Genomic DNA, 17,502 nt, shown 5'->3' with positions numbered 1-17,502 from the left:
TCCCTTAAGAAGATATGCACAGCCGGGCACAAGTATTCATTGTTACAACGTCGTCTCCTGCTCTTCTTCGATAAAAACAGATGGGTACGTACCGAGAACTCGCGTCTCACACCCGAGTGCTTTTAGTTCTTCTAATGTACTCGGGAGTAAAATCGAATCATAAGCATGATCAACGTCAATAATAAAATAATAATTACCGATGCCAGTTTTTGTTGGACGAGACTCGATCTTCGTCAAGTTTAGTTTGCGCCATGCAAACGCAGATAATACTTGGTGCAACGCCCCAGAGTAATCGGAAGGCAGCGTGATCACAATCTTCGTTTTTTGCGGAGCAGCTGAACCGAAATGGCGCGTCATCTCTGGTACATCATTTGCCAACAACACGAAGCGGGTATGATTATTCGGGAAATCGTGAATATTCTCTTCAGCAATCGTAAGCCCGTATTTCTCTGCTGCTAAACGATTGGCAATCGCTGCTCGATTGAGCTCTGGCCGCTCGGACACTTCTTTTGCAGCACTTGCCGTTGATGTCGCGTAAGCAATTTGCGCATCCGTTATCTTCTCATTAATAAATTCATGACACTGAGCGATCGCATGAGGATGCGAATAGATTGAGTCTACCTGTGTATAATCCGTCGTCGACGGATGGATAAGTAAATGTTGAGCAATCGGTATCGCCACTTCTGCTACTATTGGAAAATGATACCGATGAATGAGGTGGTCAAGCGTAACGTTCACTGACCCTTCAATTGTGTTTTCTAATGGAACAACTGCTGCATCAACTTCCTGGTTTTCCAATGCGTTCATCGTGCTTGGGATATCTTTATACGGAACCCGGGCAGTCTCACCTAAAAATGACTTCGCAGCCAACTCGGTAAATGTTCCTTCCGGCCCTAAATACGCGGTTTTCATGGGTCTCTTCTCCACTCTCTCTTTAGATGGTATCTTGCAAATAAAAGCCTTCAAAATGCTGCTTATGCGCCTGATACACCTGAACCGATGATCTCCACTTTTTCAACAGCTTCCATCGCTTTAATGTCTGCCATCAGCTGTCGAACCTCTACATTTAACATGCTCGTATCAACGGTAAGCGTAATGTTTGCTCGGCCTTGTAATGGAATTGTTTGATTAATCGTAAGTACATTTGAATCCGTTTCTGCGACTTTTGTCAGGAGCCCTGACAGGGCTCCTGAGCGGTCAGCAAGATGAATCGAGAACGTAATAATCTTTTCTTGAATCATCGTATGAAAAGGTTGGACGGCATCTCGGTATTTATAAAACGCACTCCGGCTTAAACCAACTTGTTTGACGCTTCGCCAATCGTCGAGCAGGTCTTATTTTCTAATAAAATTTTCGCTTGGACGGTTTTTTGCATTGCTTCTGTGAGCATGTCTTCTCGAACGAGATAAAACTGGTCAATTTCTTCTGCCACCAGTACTCACCACCATTTAAACGTTATTCATCAATAAATTCAAACTCAATGCCTGCAAGCCTTACGAGGTCTCCATCCTTCGCTCCTCGATCTCGAAGCGCTGCATCAACACCTAAATTCCGAAGCGTTCTTGAGAATCGTCGTGCGGACTCTGTACGATTTAGGTCTAGCATTTGAATTCTGCGCTCAAGTTCATCACCGCTTAATACATACGTTCCATCCGGGTCACGCGTAATGACAAATATTTCTTCTGGTTGATGCTTATACAACACATTTTCTTCTATTGCAGGTTGTTCAAACGCATCGACTTCCGGCGCTTGTTCGAGTTCATCGGCAATGTGGTTAACGAGCAGGTCTACCCCTTTACGCTGAAGTGTAGATATTTCATATACTTGAACATCGTCGTCTAACTGCTCTTTAAACGTCCGAAGCGTCTCTTCACTGTCTGGCATATCAATCTTATTCGCAACAACAATTTGCGGACGGTTCATGAGCTGTTCGTTATATTCTTTCAGCTCTTGATTAATCGTCAAGTAATCCTCGTATGGATCACGACCGCTTAAACCGGACACATCAATGAGGTGAACGAGCACTTTCGTACGCTCAATATGACGTAAAAATTGATGACCTAACCCTACTCCTTCATGAGCACCTTCGATCAGCCCAGGCAAATCAGCCATAACGAAACTTCTTCCATCATTTGTAGAAACAACACCTAAGTTTGGCTTTATCGTCGTAAACGGATAATCAGCGACCTTTGGTTTTGCTGCAGTAACAATGGAGAGGAATGTCGATTTCCCTACACTCGGAAAGCCAATCAGCCCAATATCAGCGAGAAGTTTCAGCTCGAGAATGATCTCCCTCTCGATGCCTGGCTCCCCATTTTCCGCGTGTTCTGGAGCTGGATTTGCTGGGGTAGCGAATCGAGTATTCCCACGACCTCCACGTCCGCCTTTGGCAATCATTGCTTCTTCACCGTGTTCAGTTAAATCGGCAATGACTGCTTCACTATGTTTGTCTTTCACAACCGTACCGGGAGGTACGAGCACTATAGAGGACTCTGCGTTTTTGCCGTGTTGATTTTTACTGCGGCCATTTTCTCCACGGCTTGCTTTAAAATGTCGCTGATAACGGAAATCCATGAGCGTTCGCAATCCTTCATCGACACGAAAAATGACGTCTCCGCCCTTCCCACCATCTCCCCCTGCTGGTCCGCCGTCAGGGACGTACTTTTCTCTTCGAAACCCAACCATTCCATTTCCTCCGTCGCCGGATTTCACATAAATGGTTACATAATCTATAAACATGTGGTTCACCTCAATTATTAATGTAGTTATTGTAACACATTGCTCGTCATTTCAGTCCGAGACGAGACAAAAACAAAAAAGGTGTGCTGTAATCAATGCAGCAACACCTCGAATTAACGTTCAGAAATCTGCTGAAGTACGTGTTTTGCAGCCATCTGTCCTTGCCTAACACAATCAGGTAGACCGACCCCTTCATATGAAGCACCGGCAAGTTGCACAGTAGGGTAAACGGTTTGAACCGCGCGCTTCCAATCTTTTACCCGCTCCCCATGACCAACCGAATACTTAGGCATCGCTTCTTTCCAGCGCTCAATATCGATCCAAATAGGGGAACCCTTTACGTCTAGCATCTCACTTATTTCTGACTGTACCATATTCTTTAAACCTTCATCACTCGTATGAACAGTTTGTTCATCCCCCGGTCGTCCAACAAAGCACCGAAGAAGTACATATCCTTTTGGAACAGCGTGAGGCCATTTCTTATCAACAAATGTCATCGCTTTAATGTTCGTCCCATTCGCCCGTGGAACAAGAAATCCCGTCCCGTTTACACGACTGCGTACATCTTCTTCTTTGTAGGCTAAAGCAACAGTAGCAATGGAGGAACCTTTCATTTCCTTCATCTCTTGCGCCATTTCACTATTTGGCAAAACGTCCGACACCCGGTCATGGGGGACGGTCAGTATGACGTGATCGACAAGCTCGTAACTCGCATCTGAAAAAATAAGCTTTGTTTTTTCTGCTGCATTGACGACTGTGACCAGTTCTTTATTTTTATGAATCCGCTCCAATGAACACGCTTTTTCCAATGCATCAATCATTTCGCTTAACCCATTTTTGAATGTGCGAAATTGACCTTTGCTATTGCTCGAACCTTGACGCTTTTGTTGAAGATGTCCACTCGCTTTTATCAAGCTTTTATGATCTTTTGCCAGATCATAAAAAAGCGGAAGTGTCGATTTGAGGCTCAAGTCTTTCAAGTTCCCTGCATAGATGCCTGAAAGTAACGGCTCTAAAAGACGATCGACCATTTGGTTCCCAAAGCGTTTTCTAAAGAAATCACCGGCCGAGCGATCATGCTCAACGTCTCGATCTTTAGGAATCCATAGGTCAAGTGCCGCCCTTGCCTTTCCGAATGGATTTAAAAGCGAAGACGAGGAAATAGAGGAGAGTGACCCAGGTACTCCCATTACAGAACCTTTCGGGATGGGGTGAAACTCGTTCTCCCAAAAAATAAATGCCTGGCCAATTTCATTCGGTACGAGACGATCTTCCATGCCCAACTCTTTTACGAGGTCCATGAGCTCTGGTTTTCGTGCGAGAAACGAATCCGCTCCTCGCTCAATAATAAATCCGTCCCGTCTATGCGTGCGAACCTTACCTCCAAGTTGTTCTGATGCCTCAAATAGATGGGCATCAATGCCATGTTTTTCCAACTCATAAAGAGCGGAGAGCCCTGTAATCCCTCCGCCAATAATTGCTGTCTTCATTTAACGGCTCAAGTCTCTCTGTTTAAGCACCGCATCTGCAAGCGCATCGATAAATAGAGCATTTGTGTTAGGCATTTGTGGTCGCTCATACTGAACTCCTAACTCATCCGTAACAACTTTACATTCATAGTCATTATCAAAGAGCACTTCCAAATGATCCGCAACAAATCCTAGCGGCACGTAAACAAAGGTTCGATACTTTGATTTGTTATACAAATCACGCGTAAGGTCTTGAACGTCAGGTCCAAGCCACTTGTCCGCAGTATTGCCCTCACTTTGCCAACCAATCTCATAGTTTTTCACGTTAGCCGCTTCGGCAACGAGGCGACTCGTTTCTGTTAATTGGTCTACGTACGGGTCGTTGTCTGTCAAGATTTTCTCTGGAAGACTGTGCGCTGAGAAAATGACGACGGTGTCGTCTTGATTCACATCTTCGAGCGTCTCTCTAAGTTCGTCTGACCAATATTTAATAAATTTCGGCTCTGTATACCAGCTCTCAACTGCATGGATAACGGGTCCATCGATCTCTTCGCTCTTTTGAAGGCTCTGCCGTTGTATGATTTGACGCTGAACGTTGAGTAATGAGGCGCAAGTACGATTGAAATGGCTTCTTCAATCCCATCTGCCTTCATATTCTCAACAGCATCTTCAATAAAAGGGTCAATATGCTTCAAGCCTAAATACGCTTTGAATTCGACAGTAGTAGAACGTTCATTCAATCGGTCTTCAAGTGCTTGCATTTGCTCATTTGTAATTTTTGCCAGAGGAGACACCCCTCCAATGGCTTTATAGCGATCGATCAGATCATCTAGTGCCTCTTTTGAAGGCTTTCTTCCCCGACGAATGTGTGTGTAATAAGATTCCACTTCATCTAAGCTTCGCGGCGTTCCATATGCCATGACTAAAATCCCGACTTTTTTCTTGCTCACTTTATAATCCCCCCGCTGTAATCGTGGACAAATTGCGTTAAACGCTTTAGCGTGTCCGGAGATATGGACGGAGTCACTCCGTGCCCTAAATTAAAAATGTAGGCAGGATCGTCCATGGCTTCATCAAGTATCTTCCTCGTTCTTTCTTCAATCGTCTCCCAAGGAGCTAAAAGCACGGCTGGATCCAAGTTGCCTTGGAGTGCTTTTGTAATGCCCATTTCACGTGCTTCTGTCACTGATGTGCGCCAATCAAGACCAATGACATCCACATCTAAGTCGTTCCATTCTTGTAACAGATGCCTTGTCCCAACACCAAACGTGATGAGTGGAATCCCTTCTTTCTTAAGCTCACGAAAGATCTTCATCATCGTTGGTTTCACATACGTCCGATAATCTGCGGCACTAAGGGACCCAATCCAAGAGTCAAAAAGCTGAAAAGCTTGTGCGCCGGCAGCAATCTGCGCTTTAGCATACGTAATCGTCATATCGCTTAGCTTGTCCATAAGCAATTGCCACTGTTTTGGATTCCCGTACATCATCGCCTTTGTGTTTTCATACGATTTCGACGGTCCACCTTCAATCATATAGCTTGCCATCGTAAATGGTGCGCCAGCAAAGGTAATCAAAGGTACATCCAATTGTTTTCGCAGAATTTTAATGGTTTCTAAGATGTGCGGCACATCTTTTTCTGGGTCAATTTCCCCAAGCCTTTCAATGTCACTCGTTGATTGAATCGGATTATGAATAACCGGACCGATTCCACTTTTAATCTCTACGTCTACACCAATCGCTGGCAGGGGAGACATAATGTCTTTGTACAAGATAGCAGCGTCGTTATTGTACTGTTCCACTGGCAATCGAGTGACATAAGCTGCTAACTCAGGCTCATGGGTAATCCCAAATAATGAATACTTTTTCTTAATTTCGCGATACTCCGGCTGAGAGCGTCCCGCTTGTCTCATATACCATACCGGCTTTGTCCGTTCACCTTCGCCTTTTGCCGCACGAAGCAGCCGATCATTAAAATTCGCCACAACTATACACTCCTCTATATCCATAATACGTATGTGACTTTATCACGCCACACTTGTAGGTACCAAACTTATCCTATCACAAGATAACTTTCCAGGTCTTTTGAAACGCCCTCTTCAAACATCATGTAAAGCGTCGATACTATAAATAGCACTTATGTATACGTGTCTTTGGTAGCATACCCAATTTTTCTCAAAATGTGCACCAAACGATACGCGTCTTGTGCGTCGTACCTTAGAACTCTACCCTTATCTACCATATAGAAATTATGTTGTCTTGTGTAGAATCTTTGGGAAACGTTCATAAAATCGTAGAACTATTGCTAGGAGGAGAAAACATGGATGTGAAATCTCGCTTTTCAACCATTCGTTCAAAAATGCTATTGTCTTTATCTTTTATTATCTTCTGCTTTCTTATTGGATTTGTGTTGATTTACTTCTTATTGAGTCATATCCAAACACAAGCTGAAGAGATGCAACATTGGAATACATACGCCCTAAAAGCGCAAGAAACATCTTCCACATTTCAACAAAAATATATCTTTGTTTCAGACTTACGGTTGCAAGATGACCCAGACTTCTCACAATATGAGCAAATTGACGAGCGTATGACGACACTGCTTGCCGAATTGAATACACAAATCTCTGATGAGGAAACGACAAATGCGTTAGAACGTTTTCATTTCTTTAACGAGATGTTTGATTCAAGAGTTGGCCAATATGTAACGATGGAAGTCGTCCCTGGTGATCAAACGCTCCAAGGCTTTGAATTTATTAATGCAGAGCTACGGGAACTCTCTGCACAGTTGGAAAGTTATTTCTTAGGGTATGCGGAATCTGCAAATGAAAATATGGAAGCCGCGATGGGGCAAGCAATTTTACTGAGTATCATCATTGCCATCGGTGCATCAGTAATTGGCTCTGTTTTATTCATTTTGTTCTCAAGAAGAATCCAACAACAAATCCAACAAATCTCCAAAACCGCAAAAAAAGTGGCTGCAGGCCAGTTGCATACCGAACCTTTAGATGTTAATGGAAATGATGAACTGTCAGCGTTGTCGCAGGAAATCAATACAATGACCGAACAATTGCGCACGATTATGACAGAAATGTCTAACGCAAGTCAATCGATCGCTGCCTCGTCAGAAGAACTCGTCGCATCTTCTGAAGAAGTGAATGCTGGTGCTGAAGAAGTGTCCGGGTCTGTGCAGGAAATCGCAGACATACAAAGCACGTTAAATTCATCAATTAATCAATCAAACAAGACTTTTCAAACGATGGACAGCGAGCTAGAGGATGTTTATGCTGCAGTACAAGACATTGTTTCCCAAAGTGAACAGTCAAATGCGCATGCAGCCAATGGTCAAAAACGATTGGACCAGTCACTGAAAGGCATGCAAGAGATACGTACCCAAAATGAAACGACGGCTTCCACCATTCATTTGCTCGGAGAGGCTTCTAAAGAAATTGAACACGTAATTACGGTCATTAAAGATATTTCTGGACAAACGAGTTTACTTGCGCTCAACGCGAACATCGAAGCCGCACGTGCTGGAAAAGCAGGAAAAGGCTTCGGTGTTGTTGCCGATGAAGTAAGAAAGCTCGCTGCCGAAAGTGAGAATGCGGCTGCCTCTATTACTGAAACAATTTCGAATATGACGTCCAGCATACAGCAATCTGTGGAACAATCGAAAGAAAGCACGCAACTCATCTCCAAAGGCGAGCACATGCTCACCGAAATGATGAAGACGTATCAGCTCATTCTTGAAGCGTTTCGCGCTGTTACAGAAAAATCGGAAACGATTGACGAGCTCGTCAAACGAGTGACAACAAATAGCAATCATATTAAGGACAACTTAGGTGCCGTTCAAAGCACATCTACGCAAGCAACAACGAACACTGCGTCTATTGCTGCAACGGTGGAAGAACAAGTCGCTACAATGGATTCCATCAGTGACGCCGCTGGCGAACTCGCTGAAATTGCGAACGACTTGGACCAAAGAATGTCCCGATTCAAATTGTAATATCAATCCGATCATAAGTGTAGCCTCACAGAGAATAGGCAACGTTAGATGAGGCCTAATACAAACACCCCGAAGTCCTCTTTGACAGGAACTTCGGGGTGTTTGTTTTGCTTAGCACAAACTCGCTTTAAAATGGGTGCTTGTTGCTCCTCATAATAATAGCGAGCTTATGTTAATGGTCATCGTGCGCTTTTGTGCGTCCTTACTACATGAGCTTAGCGACGCTTAGAAGATGGACATCACGCTCACATCAGCAACATTGGACGGTTCTCCTTCTTGGCCTGTTTGTGGATTAAAAGGGACAACCATATAGTCACCTAACGAAAACATATTCGCTCGGTTTACAGTATACGACCCTTCTCCTTCTACTTCACCCACTTTACTCGCTTCTCCATCTTTCACTTCATAGATGTTATACACGAGCCGATCGTCTTCTGCCGCTGTCCAATTTAGTTTCACATTTAAAAACCCTTCGCCTTGGAGTGTGAGAGCGGCATCCAAGTCTTCAATTGCCGCAAATTGGACAGGTGATTCTAATTCTGAAACACCTTCAGGTTTATGGAAGGCCACTCCTTGCTCGGTGACAGGAACGGAATTTAAAATCGATTTGAACAATTGTGTAGGGTAGGCACTCCCACCTTGTAGGTACTGTTCTTCAGTCGTCGAGTCATAGCCCATCCACATTGCCCCAGTATACTGCGGTGTGTACCCTACAAACCAAGCATCTCGATTCCCACCGTCTACTCCCTCAAAATTAGTCGTTCCCGTTTTTCCTGCCAACGCATGATCTGTATTGCCAGGCTGTGCCGTTCCTTCTTTCACCGCACTTTCGAGCATTCTCGTCATATACCATGCATTTTGTTCAGATAAGAGCTGGGACTGATCTATTTCTGCCTCGACAATCGATTCACCATTTGACGCTTTAACCGAGTTTATAAAATACGGTTCAGATTTTATCCCGCCATTCGCGAAAGCTGTATACGCTGATGCCATGTGCAATGGAGACACACCTTCAGACATCCCCCCAAGCGCGACCGAGAGACCGTCATCTTGGAATTCCGGCACTGCCTCATTTGCCCATTCAATCCCCTTTGCTGTTCCTAGTTCATTTAGGAGCCACACAGCACTCGTATTTGTTGATTGGATAATCGCATCGCGCATCGTAATCGAACCTTGGTATACATCGTTCACATTGCTCGGTTCGTAATCACCGTATTCTAAAAGCTCGTCTTTTAAAAGTGAGTACGGTTTGTACTGACCACTCTCAAGGGCAGGTGCGTAAACTGATAGTGGCTTAAACGCAGACCCAGGCTGTCTTGGGATATTTACGCGGTTCAATCCTTTTCTCACGTAATCCCTTCCCCCTTGAACGGCTTTCACTGCACCCGTTTTGTTATCTAGCATCACATAAGCGGCTTGGACGCCTGTGCTCTCATCAGGAAAGTGCTCATTGTTTTCCATTTCACTGTATGCTGTGTTTTGCAATTCGTGATGGATAGGCACTTCAATCGTATACCCGCCGGTGAAGAATTGTTGCTCTGAAATGCCGTGCTTTTCAATTCCTTCTTGAATCATCATATCTACATACGTATAAAAAGAAGCATCCATTTCTGGCTCCGTGTGCACATCTGATGAAATGGGGGTATTCATTGCTCCAGTCATCGTTTCTTCATTAATAAATCCGTGCCGTTCCATTAATGCTAACACCGTACCCCGACGCTTCTCGGCTCGTTCAATGTCAGACGCAGGAGAATAGTGATACGGCGCTTTCGGGATCGCTGCAAGTAACGCTCCTTCAGCAACCGTTAAATCTTTTGCGCTTTTGTCAAAATACAGTTCTGATGCTCGTTCAATACCGTACACACCATGCCCAAAATAAATTTGATTCAAGTACATTTCTAAAAGTGTGTCTTTACTAAAGTTCCGCTCTAAGTTCATGCTAATCAACACTTCTTTTGTTTTACGCAAAAGTGTCTTGTCGTTTTCTAGGTAAACGTTTTTCGCAAGCTGCTGGGTAATCGTACTTCCGCCCTCAACAGCAGCACCCGCAAGAATATCACGATATAATGCACGGCCAATGGCAATAAAGTCTACGCCTTGGTGCTCATGAAAACGGTGATCCTCAACAGCAATAAACGACTGTTGCACGTGTTCTGGGATTTCATCTATTGAAATATTCGAGCGATCTTCAAAAAACAATCTCGCCAATACTTCTCCTTCTTCATCAACAACGGTTGACGTTTCTGCGAAATTAAGTTGATCCTCATCGGTAAGGATGCTGCCGGTAATGAGCGCGGCTGCATATCCTCCAACCGCAACGACAAGTGTCGATAGCACCATAACTATACTTATAAAGACCGGTCGATTCATTCGTTTTGGTTTCATTTAATTTGCCTCCAGTGCTCGAGGGAAGCACAGTTGTCATCGCACAGTCACATGATCCAGCGGCGTAATGTTTATTCCTTATCATACAATAAAAACCAAAAATCATGTAAAGTGCACAAGATTTTCTCTATCATTCGCTTGCATTCGATCCGTTACACAAAGAATTGCCTACTCTTTTCTACGACATCCACGGAAAAAAGTTTCACAGGCAAAGGATCGTCTCTTAATATGATACAATAGAAAAATATGTTAAGGGAGGCGAAATGATGGAGGAAAAGCTTTATAATTTTCTCGAGCAATCTTATGAAGAGATGGTAGAGATTCGTAGGCATTTGCACAAAAATCCCGAACTATCTTTTCAAGAAGTTCATACATCTGCTTATATTGCCGAGTACCACGAAAGTCTCGGAAATGAGGTTAGAAGAAATGTTGGAGGTAACGGGGTCGTTGCAACAATGACCGGCGGCAAGCCAGGTCCAACAGTGGCCTTACGCGCTGACTTTGATGCGCTGCCAATCCAAGATGAAAAAGAGGTTGACTATAAATCAACAGTGAACGGTGTGATGCACGCATGTGGACATGACGGGCATACAGCCACCCTGCTCGTCCTTGCAAAAGCACTCAAACACATTCAAGCCGAAATAAATGGGACCGTTGTTTTCATACATCAACACGCCGAAGAAAAAGCGCCTGGCGGCGCTCTTCCAATGATTCAGGACGGTGCAATTGACGGCGTCGACGTCATTTTTGGCACGCATTTATGGTCTCAAGACCCTTTAGGAACGATCCAACATTGCTCAGGACCATTTATGGCTGCCTCGGACCACTTCTCCATTCATGTCCAAGGGAAAGGCGGGCACGGTGCTTTACCTCATACAACGAAAGATGCGGTTGTGATTGGTACACAGATTGTGTCCAATTTGCAAACGATCGTGGCAAGACGAGTAAATCCGCTTGACTCTGCCGTTGTTTCCATCGGTAGTTTTGTTGCTGAGAATGCATATAATGTGATCGCTGATCATGCAAAGTTAATCGGGACGGTCCGGACTTTTAATGAAGATGTAAGAAACCAGATTGAACGAGACATCGAAGAAATTGCCGTTCATACTGCGAAAGCCGGAGGGGCTGAAGTGGATTATCAATATTTCCGCGGATACCCTGCTGTTGTCAATCATCAAACCGAAAATGAATACCTCGCCCGTGTAGCCCAAGAAGTACCTGGGCTTACTGGCGTCCATGAACGCGAGGCACTTCTCGCAGGAGAAGACTTCTCCCACTACTTAAACGAAATAAAAGGTACTTTCTTTTTTACAGGGGCGGCCTTCGGTGAACGAGAGGTGAATTACCCACACCACCATCCAAACTTTGACTTTGATGAACGGGCGATGCTCCACGCAGCAAAAACACTCGGCAAAGTAACGATTGATTATTATAAACAAGCATAGTCCTCGACGAGGACTATGCTTCTTCTTTGAACCAACGAACGCGATAACACTGCTTAGCTGTTTGACCGAGCAATTCGAGCAACTGATAATTGATGGTTGCCCCGACAAACAAGCCGAAGCCAGGGATAAGTTGCAACGTTTTTGGTACGTCGATAAAATCACGATACTCCAACTGAAATGTGACCCAATCGATCGCTCTTTCTGTCGTTAAGTCGTCACCAAACTCAGCGAGAAACTCATCCCAACGCTCGATCCTCGCTAACGTTTCATGCTGGGCATGACTACTCGAAAACGCCATCTGAAAAATGTGAAGCAAAAACAACCGTTCCTCCAAAGAGTTTGGCTCATATCCGTACAGCGTCGCTGTAGTAAACAAGTACCGCATTTTAATGGCTAGAAGCATCGGAAAATCACTCATTCCGAGTAAAATGCCCCCCGCTCCAGTACCTGCTCCTTCTAAACTAGCTGTGCGTTTATAAGAGACAATCGCGCGGTCTACACGCTTCTCTCGTTCTTCTAACGATTCACCTTGCACGGGTGCATTCTTCGTCATATACCGCGAGCCATTTAATGTCGTTTCAATCATCTGCCTGACGGCCCCGCCAATCGTTTGGTGCACCTTATCAGGAATATAACTGTTTAACCGGCTTTGTGCTGATTTCGTCCACGTCTTTACCATCGTTGGGTTTCTTGTGATCTTACGTTTCCAATCATCGAGCGAGTCTCTAACCTCAGCTTCGTAGGATCGCATAACAACTCCCCTTTTGCGAAGAAATTAGCTTGCTGTTGACCGAAACAGTTTCGGGACTTGCACTTGTGCATAAAAGATGACAAGTAAAAGCCCTAAAAACAATGCCATCATCGCATAAGCAACGCTCATCGAAGTAATACCTGTAATGAGCGTGAGCCAAAATATTTGAGCAGCCATTAACGTTCGCACAAATGACTGAACCGATTGCTCCCGAACGTGTTGATGAACAGGATATAGATCTGGCCATACAATCGTACGATGGTGATAATATATCGTTACGAGTTGAGATCCGGTGATATACGTAAAAAGTACAGAAATTGCAACGGCTAACCATTGCCACTCTCCAGGTGTTGCATAAACAAGCAATGCGCCAACAATTGCCAACCTCACAAAAATTCCAAAGTAATCACCTGAGCGCGCAAACGTCTTCCCGTATAAATAAACGTACGTATTCGAACTTTTATTGTGCAAACGCTCCCACTGGTTTGCCAACATACTCCGCTTTCTTACCCGTGACTTCAGGTGAGGGACATCGGTAAATGCATTAGCAAAGCGATAAAAAGAATTTAACGTCTGCTCTTCTAATTCAATGAGTTGATCCCATTTTAATTGATGGTTTTTCATCTTTGGCCGATAGTAAAAGGCAAGCAAGAATCCCATCAACAACAAAAGAACTAACACAAAGAGAGGCTCTACCATCAAAACAAACAGCGCAAAGACTAGGTTTATTAGAAACCGCAACCACTTTAGTTTCCATTGGTTTGCAACGTATTGGCTTCGTAATTCTGCCACTGCGCTTGAATGTTCCACGCCTTCGCTACAAGAAAGACAGCGATCGTCATTAAAAGATGACTAAACTCAGGACTCAAGCGGTCAATATATAACGGCCCTAATAAGAACAGAACAAATACGAATACAGCACTTTGAATGGTCCAGCTATACACTTGTGCTTGCCTCGTGTAGCGGTCGAGCTTTGCTTCAAGAGGCAGCAGATAGACAAGATCACCAGACTGAAAGAACGTTCGAATCGGGCTTCTTGTTAGCATATAGGCGAATAAAACCGTTAGTACGAGCAAAACCGGGAAGTCTTGCGGTAGCCAATCTAAGAAATTTTGATAATACAGCCCTATAATAAGGATAAGCGCAAGGACAGCTGCCATTAACCCACTGTTCGCCATAAGTCGAATATAGCGGATGCTTACATTCCAAAACGCCTGTCTACGATCGGAAAACAGCTGCTCAATATTCATTGTCATTTTCCTTTGTCATGTTTACATAGATCTCGTCCAAATCCGCTTTTGGCTGACCACTTCGCGCACGTAATTCCTCAAGTGTCCCTTGCATATAAATCGTTCCGTCGTGCAACATGACGAATCGGTCACAATATTTCTCAGCAGTTGAAAGAATATGCGTAGACATCAGAATACCCGCGCCCTCACTTTTCATACGAATCATCTGATCGAGCAACGATTGAATACCAACAGGATCTAATCCTAAAAACGGCTCATCAACGACGTAAAGTTTTGGCTGCACGAGAAACGCACACATAATCATGACTTTTTGTCTCATCCCTTTAGAGAAGTGACTCGGAAACCAGTGCTTCATCTTCTTCATCCGATAGAGTTCCAGTAAACCTTCAGCTCGTTCTTCCCAATCGGAACCTTCCAGATCATAAGCCATTGCCGTTAAGCGTAAATGCTCCCATAACGTTAATTCATCATATAGAATAGCGTCTCAGGGATAAAACTCATCGCTCTTCGGTATGTATCCACATCTTCACGAATCGTTTGGTTATTCACGCGAATCTCACCTGAAGTTGGCTCCAAGAGTCCTAGTATATGCTTAATCGTCGTACTCTTCCCTGCCCCGTTCAATCCAATTAGCCCAACAATTTCACCCGGTTCAACAGTAAAATCAATGTTTTTTATGACCGGTTTATTTGCATTGTAGCCACCGGCGAGGTTATCAATTTTTAGTAAAGATGCCATTCATCTACCTCCACAAACAACGTTACCCTTATTGTACCCTTTCAATTAAGAAATGAAAACGACTCTCGCCTTGCATGTATGTTTTTTTCCGTGAATTTGATAGAATATGAATCATTAACTGTAATGGAGGGATCATTTCGTGGCACAAAAAGACGATTGTATATTTTGTAAGATTGTCGATGGTGACATTCCAGCAATGAAGGTTTATGAAGACGACCATTGCCTAGCGTTTTTAGATATTAGTCAAGCGACAAAAGGGCATACACTTCTTATCCCTAAAAATCATGAAGAGAACATCTATGAACTCCAAGAAGATACAGCCGCTCATTTACTAAGTAAAGCCCCAGCCATTGCCCGCGCAATGAAAAGTACGTTGCAATGTGAAGGAATGAACTTGGTCAACAACAACGGTGAGAAAGCATCGCAATCTGTGTTTCATTTTCACATGCACCTCATTCCTCGTTATGGAAACGATGAAATCTATGCCAACTGGAATGAAAATCCTAAGATCGACATGAGTGACGAAGATATGCATGCCCTAGCGGAACGAGTACAACAGGCGGTTCAATTCTAAAACGAGAGGAGGCCCTTCAACTTTGAAGGGATTTCACTGATGTCTAACAATCGAATACATAACTTTAATGCTGGCCCGGCAGCACTACCAGAGGAAGTATTAATTTCTGCACAACAAGAGTTGTTGAATTTTTTCGAATCCGGAATGTCGGTTATGGAACTTAGTCACCGCAGTTCGATTTATGAGAACATTCATGAGCAGGCAAAACAATCTGTAAAAGAGCTGCTTTCCATTGGGGATGACTATGAAATCTTATTTTTACAAGGTGGTGCAAGTCATCAATTCGCGATGGTACCGTACAACTTTTTGCCTGCTCAAAAAAAAGCAAACTATATTTTAACTGGCTCCTGGTCAGAGAAAGCACAAAAAGAAGCGAGCATGATTGGCGAAACCTATGCTGGAGGGTCTTCAAAATCTGAAGGTTATCAAAAGATACCCGCTTTTCGTGAGATTTCTACGTCTCCAGAAGATGCGTACGTCCACTTAACGTCTAACAACACGATTTACGGGACAGCGTGGCAACGTTTTGATCAGGTGAGCGAATGGGCCCCGCCTGTGATCGCAGATATGAGTTCGGATTTGTTAAGTCGACCACTTCCGGTTTCTCATTTCGACCTCATTTATGCGGGTGCACAAAAGAATTTAGGCCCTTCAGGAGTGACCATTGTCATTGCTAAGAAATCCTACTTAGCTTCATCTCGTCCCCAGGCGGAGACATTACCACAAATTATGCGCTATCTCACACATGAAAAAGCGAATTCTTTGTACAATACTCCACCCACTTTTGCCATTTACATGATGGAACGGGTGCTCCAATGGATTAAAAACGAAGGTGGATTGACCATGATGGGTGAGCGTAACGCTGAGAAAGCATCAATGATTTATCGGGCCATTGATGAGAGCCACGGCTTTTACTCCGGTCATAGTGACCACGAGTCTAGGTCTTTGATGAATGTTACGTGGACGTTACCGTCAGAAGAACTAACCAATCAGTTTCTTGCTAAAGCAAATGAGCAACGGTTTAGTGGGTTAAAAGGGCATCGTTCTGTTGGTGGATGTCGCGCTTCCATCTATAACGCTGTATCACTTCAATCCTGTGAAGTGTTGCATGATTTTATGATCGATTTTGCCAAAAACCACTAATTTTTTAAAAACCACAATGTTATTTTAAAAATCATTGTGGTTTTCTCTTCCATTTTAATTACTTTTTTCCTATACTAAACATACAAGCTTTTTTACAATATTTATAAAAACTTCAGAATCATGTAGTAAAATGACACAACGATGGAGGATTTTATGGACGTAACGAATGAAACTTGGGAGCAATCCCTCGCCTTCAAGCATCGTCTCGCTTACTTAAGCAAAGCGCTATGGAAATCAGTCGAAAAAGATTGGCAACGATGGCTCCAACCTCATGGTCTGAATATCAATGAACATCAAATCTTATGGATTTCTTATCAGATTGGCTCTCCCGTCTTGTCAGAAATTGCAAAGTTTGGTGTCATGCACGTATCAACAGCTTATAATTTTTCTAAAAAGTTAGAAGAAAGAGATTTAATTGTAATGGGTAAGCAAGAAGAAGATCGTAGGCATACGTATGTACGACTTACAGAGAAAGGGAAAGCGCTCTTTTTGTTAACGTTAGAAGAGTTTAATGTAAACAACCATGAAACCATTCAAAGCACGATGCCTTTAAAGAATCTATATGGCAAGTACCCGGAGTTCTCAGAGATTGCAACAGTTGTCCGTCATATGTATGGCGATGATTTTACAAACCAGTTTGACACACTGGATTTGCAATCCAAGGAGAGCGGACATTTAGATGATGAAGTAGCCACGACCATCTCGCCTCGATAAATAGTCGCGATGAATGGCCTTGCAACTTTACATGTACTCCATTCGTCTTCAAGACGTTCTTTACGCGTTAAGAGATAACCGAACCCGCAACATCTATTTGCGGGTTCGGTCTTCATTGTGAAAAGAAAAATCGTTTACTTACCTACTCCAGTTTCAAAGAAGATTCACGTTTACACGTCTGAACGAACTTCTTCTCGTTTATAAGTCTTATTTCAGCAGGCGCCATTCCTTGAAGTTTTATCGCCGTACGATGCCCTAACTAGTTTTATTACGTAGCTTTCGTTACGTT

General features: G+C 43.6%; 13 protein-coding genes and 3 pseudogenes. 5 read left to right on the top strand and 11 right to left on the bottom strand.

Annotated features, from left to right (window positions below):
- Positions 1-42: 42 nt before the first annotated feature.
- From pheA to hemE, 6 genes and pseudogenes are all read right to left on the bottom strand, one after another.
- Positions 43-912 (bottom strand): prephenate dehydratase, encoded by an 870-nt coding sequence (pheA, locus tag JCM19039_RS04405; RefSeq protein ID WP_042424305.1) that lies wholly within the window; start codon positions 910-912, stop codon positions 43-45.
- A 62-nt stretch (positions 913-974) separates the two neighbouring features.
- Positions 975-1,390, bottom strand: a pseudogene (locus JCM19039_RS04400) (ACT domain-containing protein).
- 65 nt (positions 1,391-1,455) lie between these two features.
- Positions 1,456-2,739 carry a GTPase ObgE gene (obgE, locus tag JCM19039_RS04395; protein WP_042424302.1) on the bottom strand — a complete coding sequence of 428 codons (1,284 nt, stop codon included), beginning with the start codon at positions 2,737-2,739 and terminating at the stop codon, positions 1,456-1,458.
- A 113-nt stretch (positions 2,740-2,852) separates the two neighbouring features.
- Positions 2,853-4,229 (bottom strand): protoporphyrinogen oxidase, encoded by a 1,377-nt coding sequence (gene hemG, locus JCM19039_RS04390; RefSeq protein WP_042424299.1) that lies wholly within the window; start codon positions 4,227-4,229, stop codon positions 2,853-2,855.
- Positions 4,230-5,158: pseudogene (hemH, locus tag JCM19039_RS04385) on the bottom strand (ferrochelatase). It abuts the gene before it with no gap.
- A complete protein-coding gene (hemE, locus tag JCM19039_RS04380) occupies positions 5,155-6,216 on the bottom strand; it encodes a uroporphyrinogen decarboxylase (RefSeq protein WP_042424297.1) in 1,062 nt (353 codons plus the stop codon). Before hemE ends, hemH begins: the two are co-directional and overlap by 4 nt.
- Positions 6,217-6,527: 311 nt before the next feature.
- Between hemE and JCM19039_RS04375 the strand changes: the two genes are divergently transcribed.
- Positions 6,528-8,213: a methyl-accepting chemotaxis protein gene (locus JCM19039_RS04375; protein ID WP_042424294.1), complete on the top strand. Its 1,686-nt coding sequence runs from the start codon at positions 6,528-6,530 to the stop codon at positions 8,211-8,213.
- A gap of 225 nt (positions 8,214-8,438) precedes the next feature.
- Here JCM19039_RS04375 and JCM19039_RS04370 read toward each other — a convergent pair whose 3' ends face one another.
- The gene (locus JCM19039_RS04370; RefSeq protein WP_081834322.1) at positions 8,439-10,598 is read right to left on the bottom strand and encodes a transglycosylase domain-containing protein; all 2,160 of its coding nucleotides are present in this window, start codon (positions 10,596-10,598) and stop codon (positions 8,439-8,441) included.
- Positions 10,599-10,864: 266 nt separating this feature from the next.
- Here JCM19039_RS04370 and JCM19039_RS04365 point away from each other — a divergent pair, with 266 nt between their 5' ends.
- The gene (locus tag JCM19039_RS04365) at positions 10,865-12,043 is read left to right on the top strand and encodes a M20 family metallopeptidase (protein WP_042424292.1); all 1,179 of its coding nucleotides are present in this window, start codon (positions 10,865-10,867) and stop codon (positions 12,041-12,043) included.
- Between the two features lie 13 nt (positions 12,044-12,056).
- Here JCM19039_RS04365 and JCM19039_RS04360 read toward each other — a convergent pair whose 3' ends face one another.
- The 4 genes and pseudogenes from JCM19039_RS04360 to JCM19039_RS04345 form a co-directional block, all read right to left on the bottom strand.
- On the bottom strand, positions 12,057-12,794 hold the full coding sequence (locus JCM19039_RS04360; RefSeq protein WP_042424289.1) for an EcsC family protein: 738 nt from the start codon (positions 12,792-12,794) through the stop codon (positions 12,057-12,059).
- Positions 12,795-12,818: 24 nt separating this feature from the next.
- The gene (locus JCM19039_RS04355) at positions 12,819-13,586 is read right to left on the bottom strand and encodes an ABC transporter permease (protein WP_193744138.1); all 768 of its coding nucleotides are present in this window, start codon (positions 13,584-13,586) and stop codon (positions 12,819-12,821) included.
- Entirely contained in the window at positions 13,541-14,044 is a 504-nt protein-coding gene (locus JCM19039_RS26315; RefSeq protein WP_042424282.1) for an ABC transporter permease, read from the bottom strand. Before JCM19039_RS26315 ends, JCM19039_RS04355 begins: the two co-directional genes overlap by 46 nt.
- A pseudogene (locus JCM19039_RS04345) lies at positions 14,034-14,782 on the bottom strand (ABC transporter ATP-binding protein). Before JCM19039_RS04345 ends, JCM19039_RS26315 begins: the two are co-directional and overlap by 11 nt.
- A gap of 196 nt (positions 14,783-14,978) precedes the next feature.
- Between JCM19039_RS04345 and JCM19039_RS04340 the strand changes: the two are divergent.
- The 3 genes from JCM19039_RS04340 to JCM19039_RS04330 all read left to right on the top strand — a co-directional run bounded on the left by JCM19039_RS04340 (position 14,979) and on the right by JCM19039_RS04330 (position 17,213).
- Positions 14,979-15,356, top strand: coding sequence for an HIT family protein (locus tag JCM19039_RS04340; protein ID WP_042424681.1), 378 nt, complete (start codon positions 14,979-14,981; stop codon positions 15,354-15,356).
- A 39-nt stretch (positions 15,357-15,395) separates the two neighbouring features.
- Entirely contained in the window at positions 15,396-16,499 is a 1,104-nt protein-coding gene (serC, locus tag JCM19039_RS04335; protein ID WP_042424279.1) for a 3-phosphoserine/phosphohydroxythreonine transaminase, read from the top strand.
- 153 nt (positions 16,500-16,652) lie between these two features.
- A complete protein-coding gene (locus tag JCM19039_RS04330) occupies positions 16,653-17,213 on the top strand; it encodes an HTH-type transcriptional regulator Hpr (RefSeq protein ID WP_042424276.1) in 561 nt (186 codons plus the stop codon).
- The last annotated feature ends 289 nt before the right edge of the window (positions 17,214-17,502 follow it).

Source organism: Geomicrobium sp. JCM 19039, from assembly GCF_000698145.1.
Taxonomy (GTDB): domain Bacteria; phylum Bacillota; class Bacilli; order Bacillales; family Marinococcaceae; genus Geomicrobium_A.
The sequence above is the reverse complement of the archived record's forward strand: the minus strand, read 5'-3'. Positions and strand labels throughout refer to the sequence as shown.

Bases quoted from the DNA above. Each gene is read 5' to 3' on its own strand.
- JCM19039_RS04370 (WP_081834322.1), bottom strand. From the start codon at position 10,598: ATGAAACCAAAACGAATGAATCGACCGGTCTTTATAAGTATAGTTATG.
- JCM19039_RS04340 (WP_042424681.1), top strand. From the start codon at position 14,979: ATGAAGGTTTATGAAGACGACCATTGCCTAGCGTTTTTAGATATTAGT.
- serC (WP_042424279.1), top strand. From the start codon at position 15,396: ATGTCTAACAATCGAATACATAACTTTAATGCTGGCCCGGCAGCACTA.
- hemG (WP_042424299.1), bottom strand. From the start codon at position 4,229: ATGAAGACAGCAATTATTGGCGGAGGGATTACAGGGCTCTCCGCTCTT.
- pheA (WP_042424305.1), bottom strand. From the start codon at position 912: ATGAAAACCGCGTATTTAGGGCCGGAAGGAACATTTACCGAGTTGGCT.
- hemE (WP_042424297.1), bottom strand. From the start codon at position 6,216: ATGGATATAGAGGAGTGTATAGTTGTGGCGAATTTTAATGATCGGCTG.
- JCM19039_RS04330 (WP_042424276.1), top strand. From the start codon at position 16,653: ATGGACGTAACGAATGAAACTTGGGAGCAATCCCTCGCCTTCAAGCAT.
- JCM19039_RS04375 (WP_042424294.1), top strand. From the start codon at position 6,528: ATGGATGTGAAATCTCGCTTTTCAACCATTCGTTCAAAAATGCTATTG.
- JCM19039_RS04365 (WP_042424292.1), top strand. From the start codon at position 10,865: ATGGAGGAAAAGCTTTATAATTTTCTCGAGCAATCTTATGAAGAGATG.
- JCM19039_RS26315 (WP_042424282.1), bottom strand. From the start codon at position 14,044: ATGAATATTGAGCAGCTGTTTTCCGATCGTAGACAGGCGTTTTGGAAT.
- obgE (WP_042424302.1), bottom strand. From the start codon at position 2,739: ATGTTTATAGATTATGTAACCATTTATGTGAAATCCGGCGACGGAGGA.
- JCM19039_RS04360 (WP_042424289.1), bottom strand. From the start codon at position 12,794: ATGCGATCCTACGAAGCTGAGGTTAGAGACTCGCTCGATGATTGGAAA.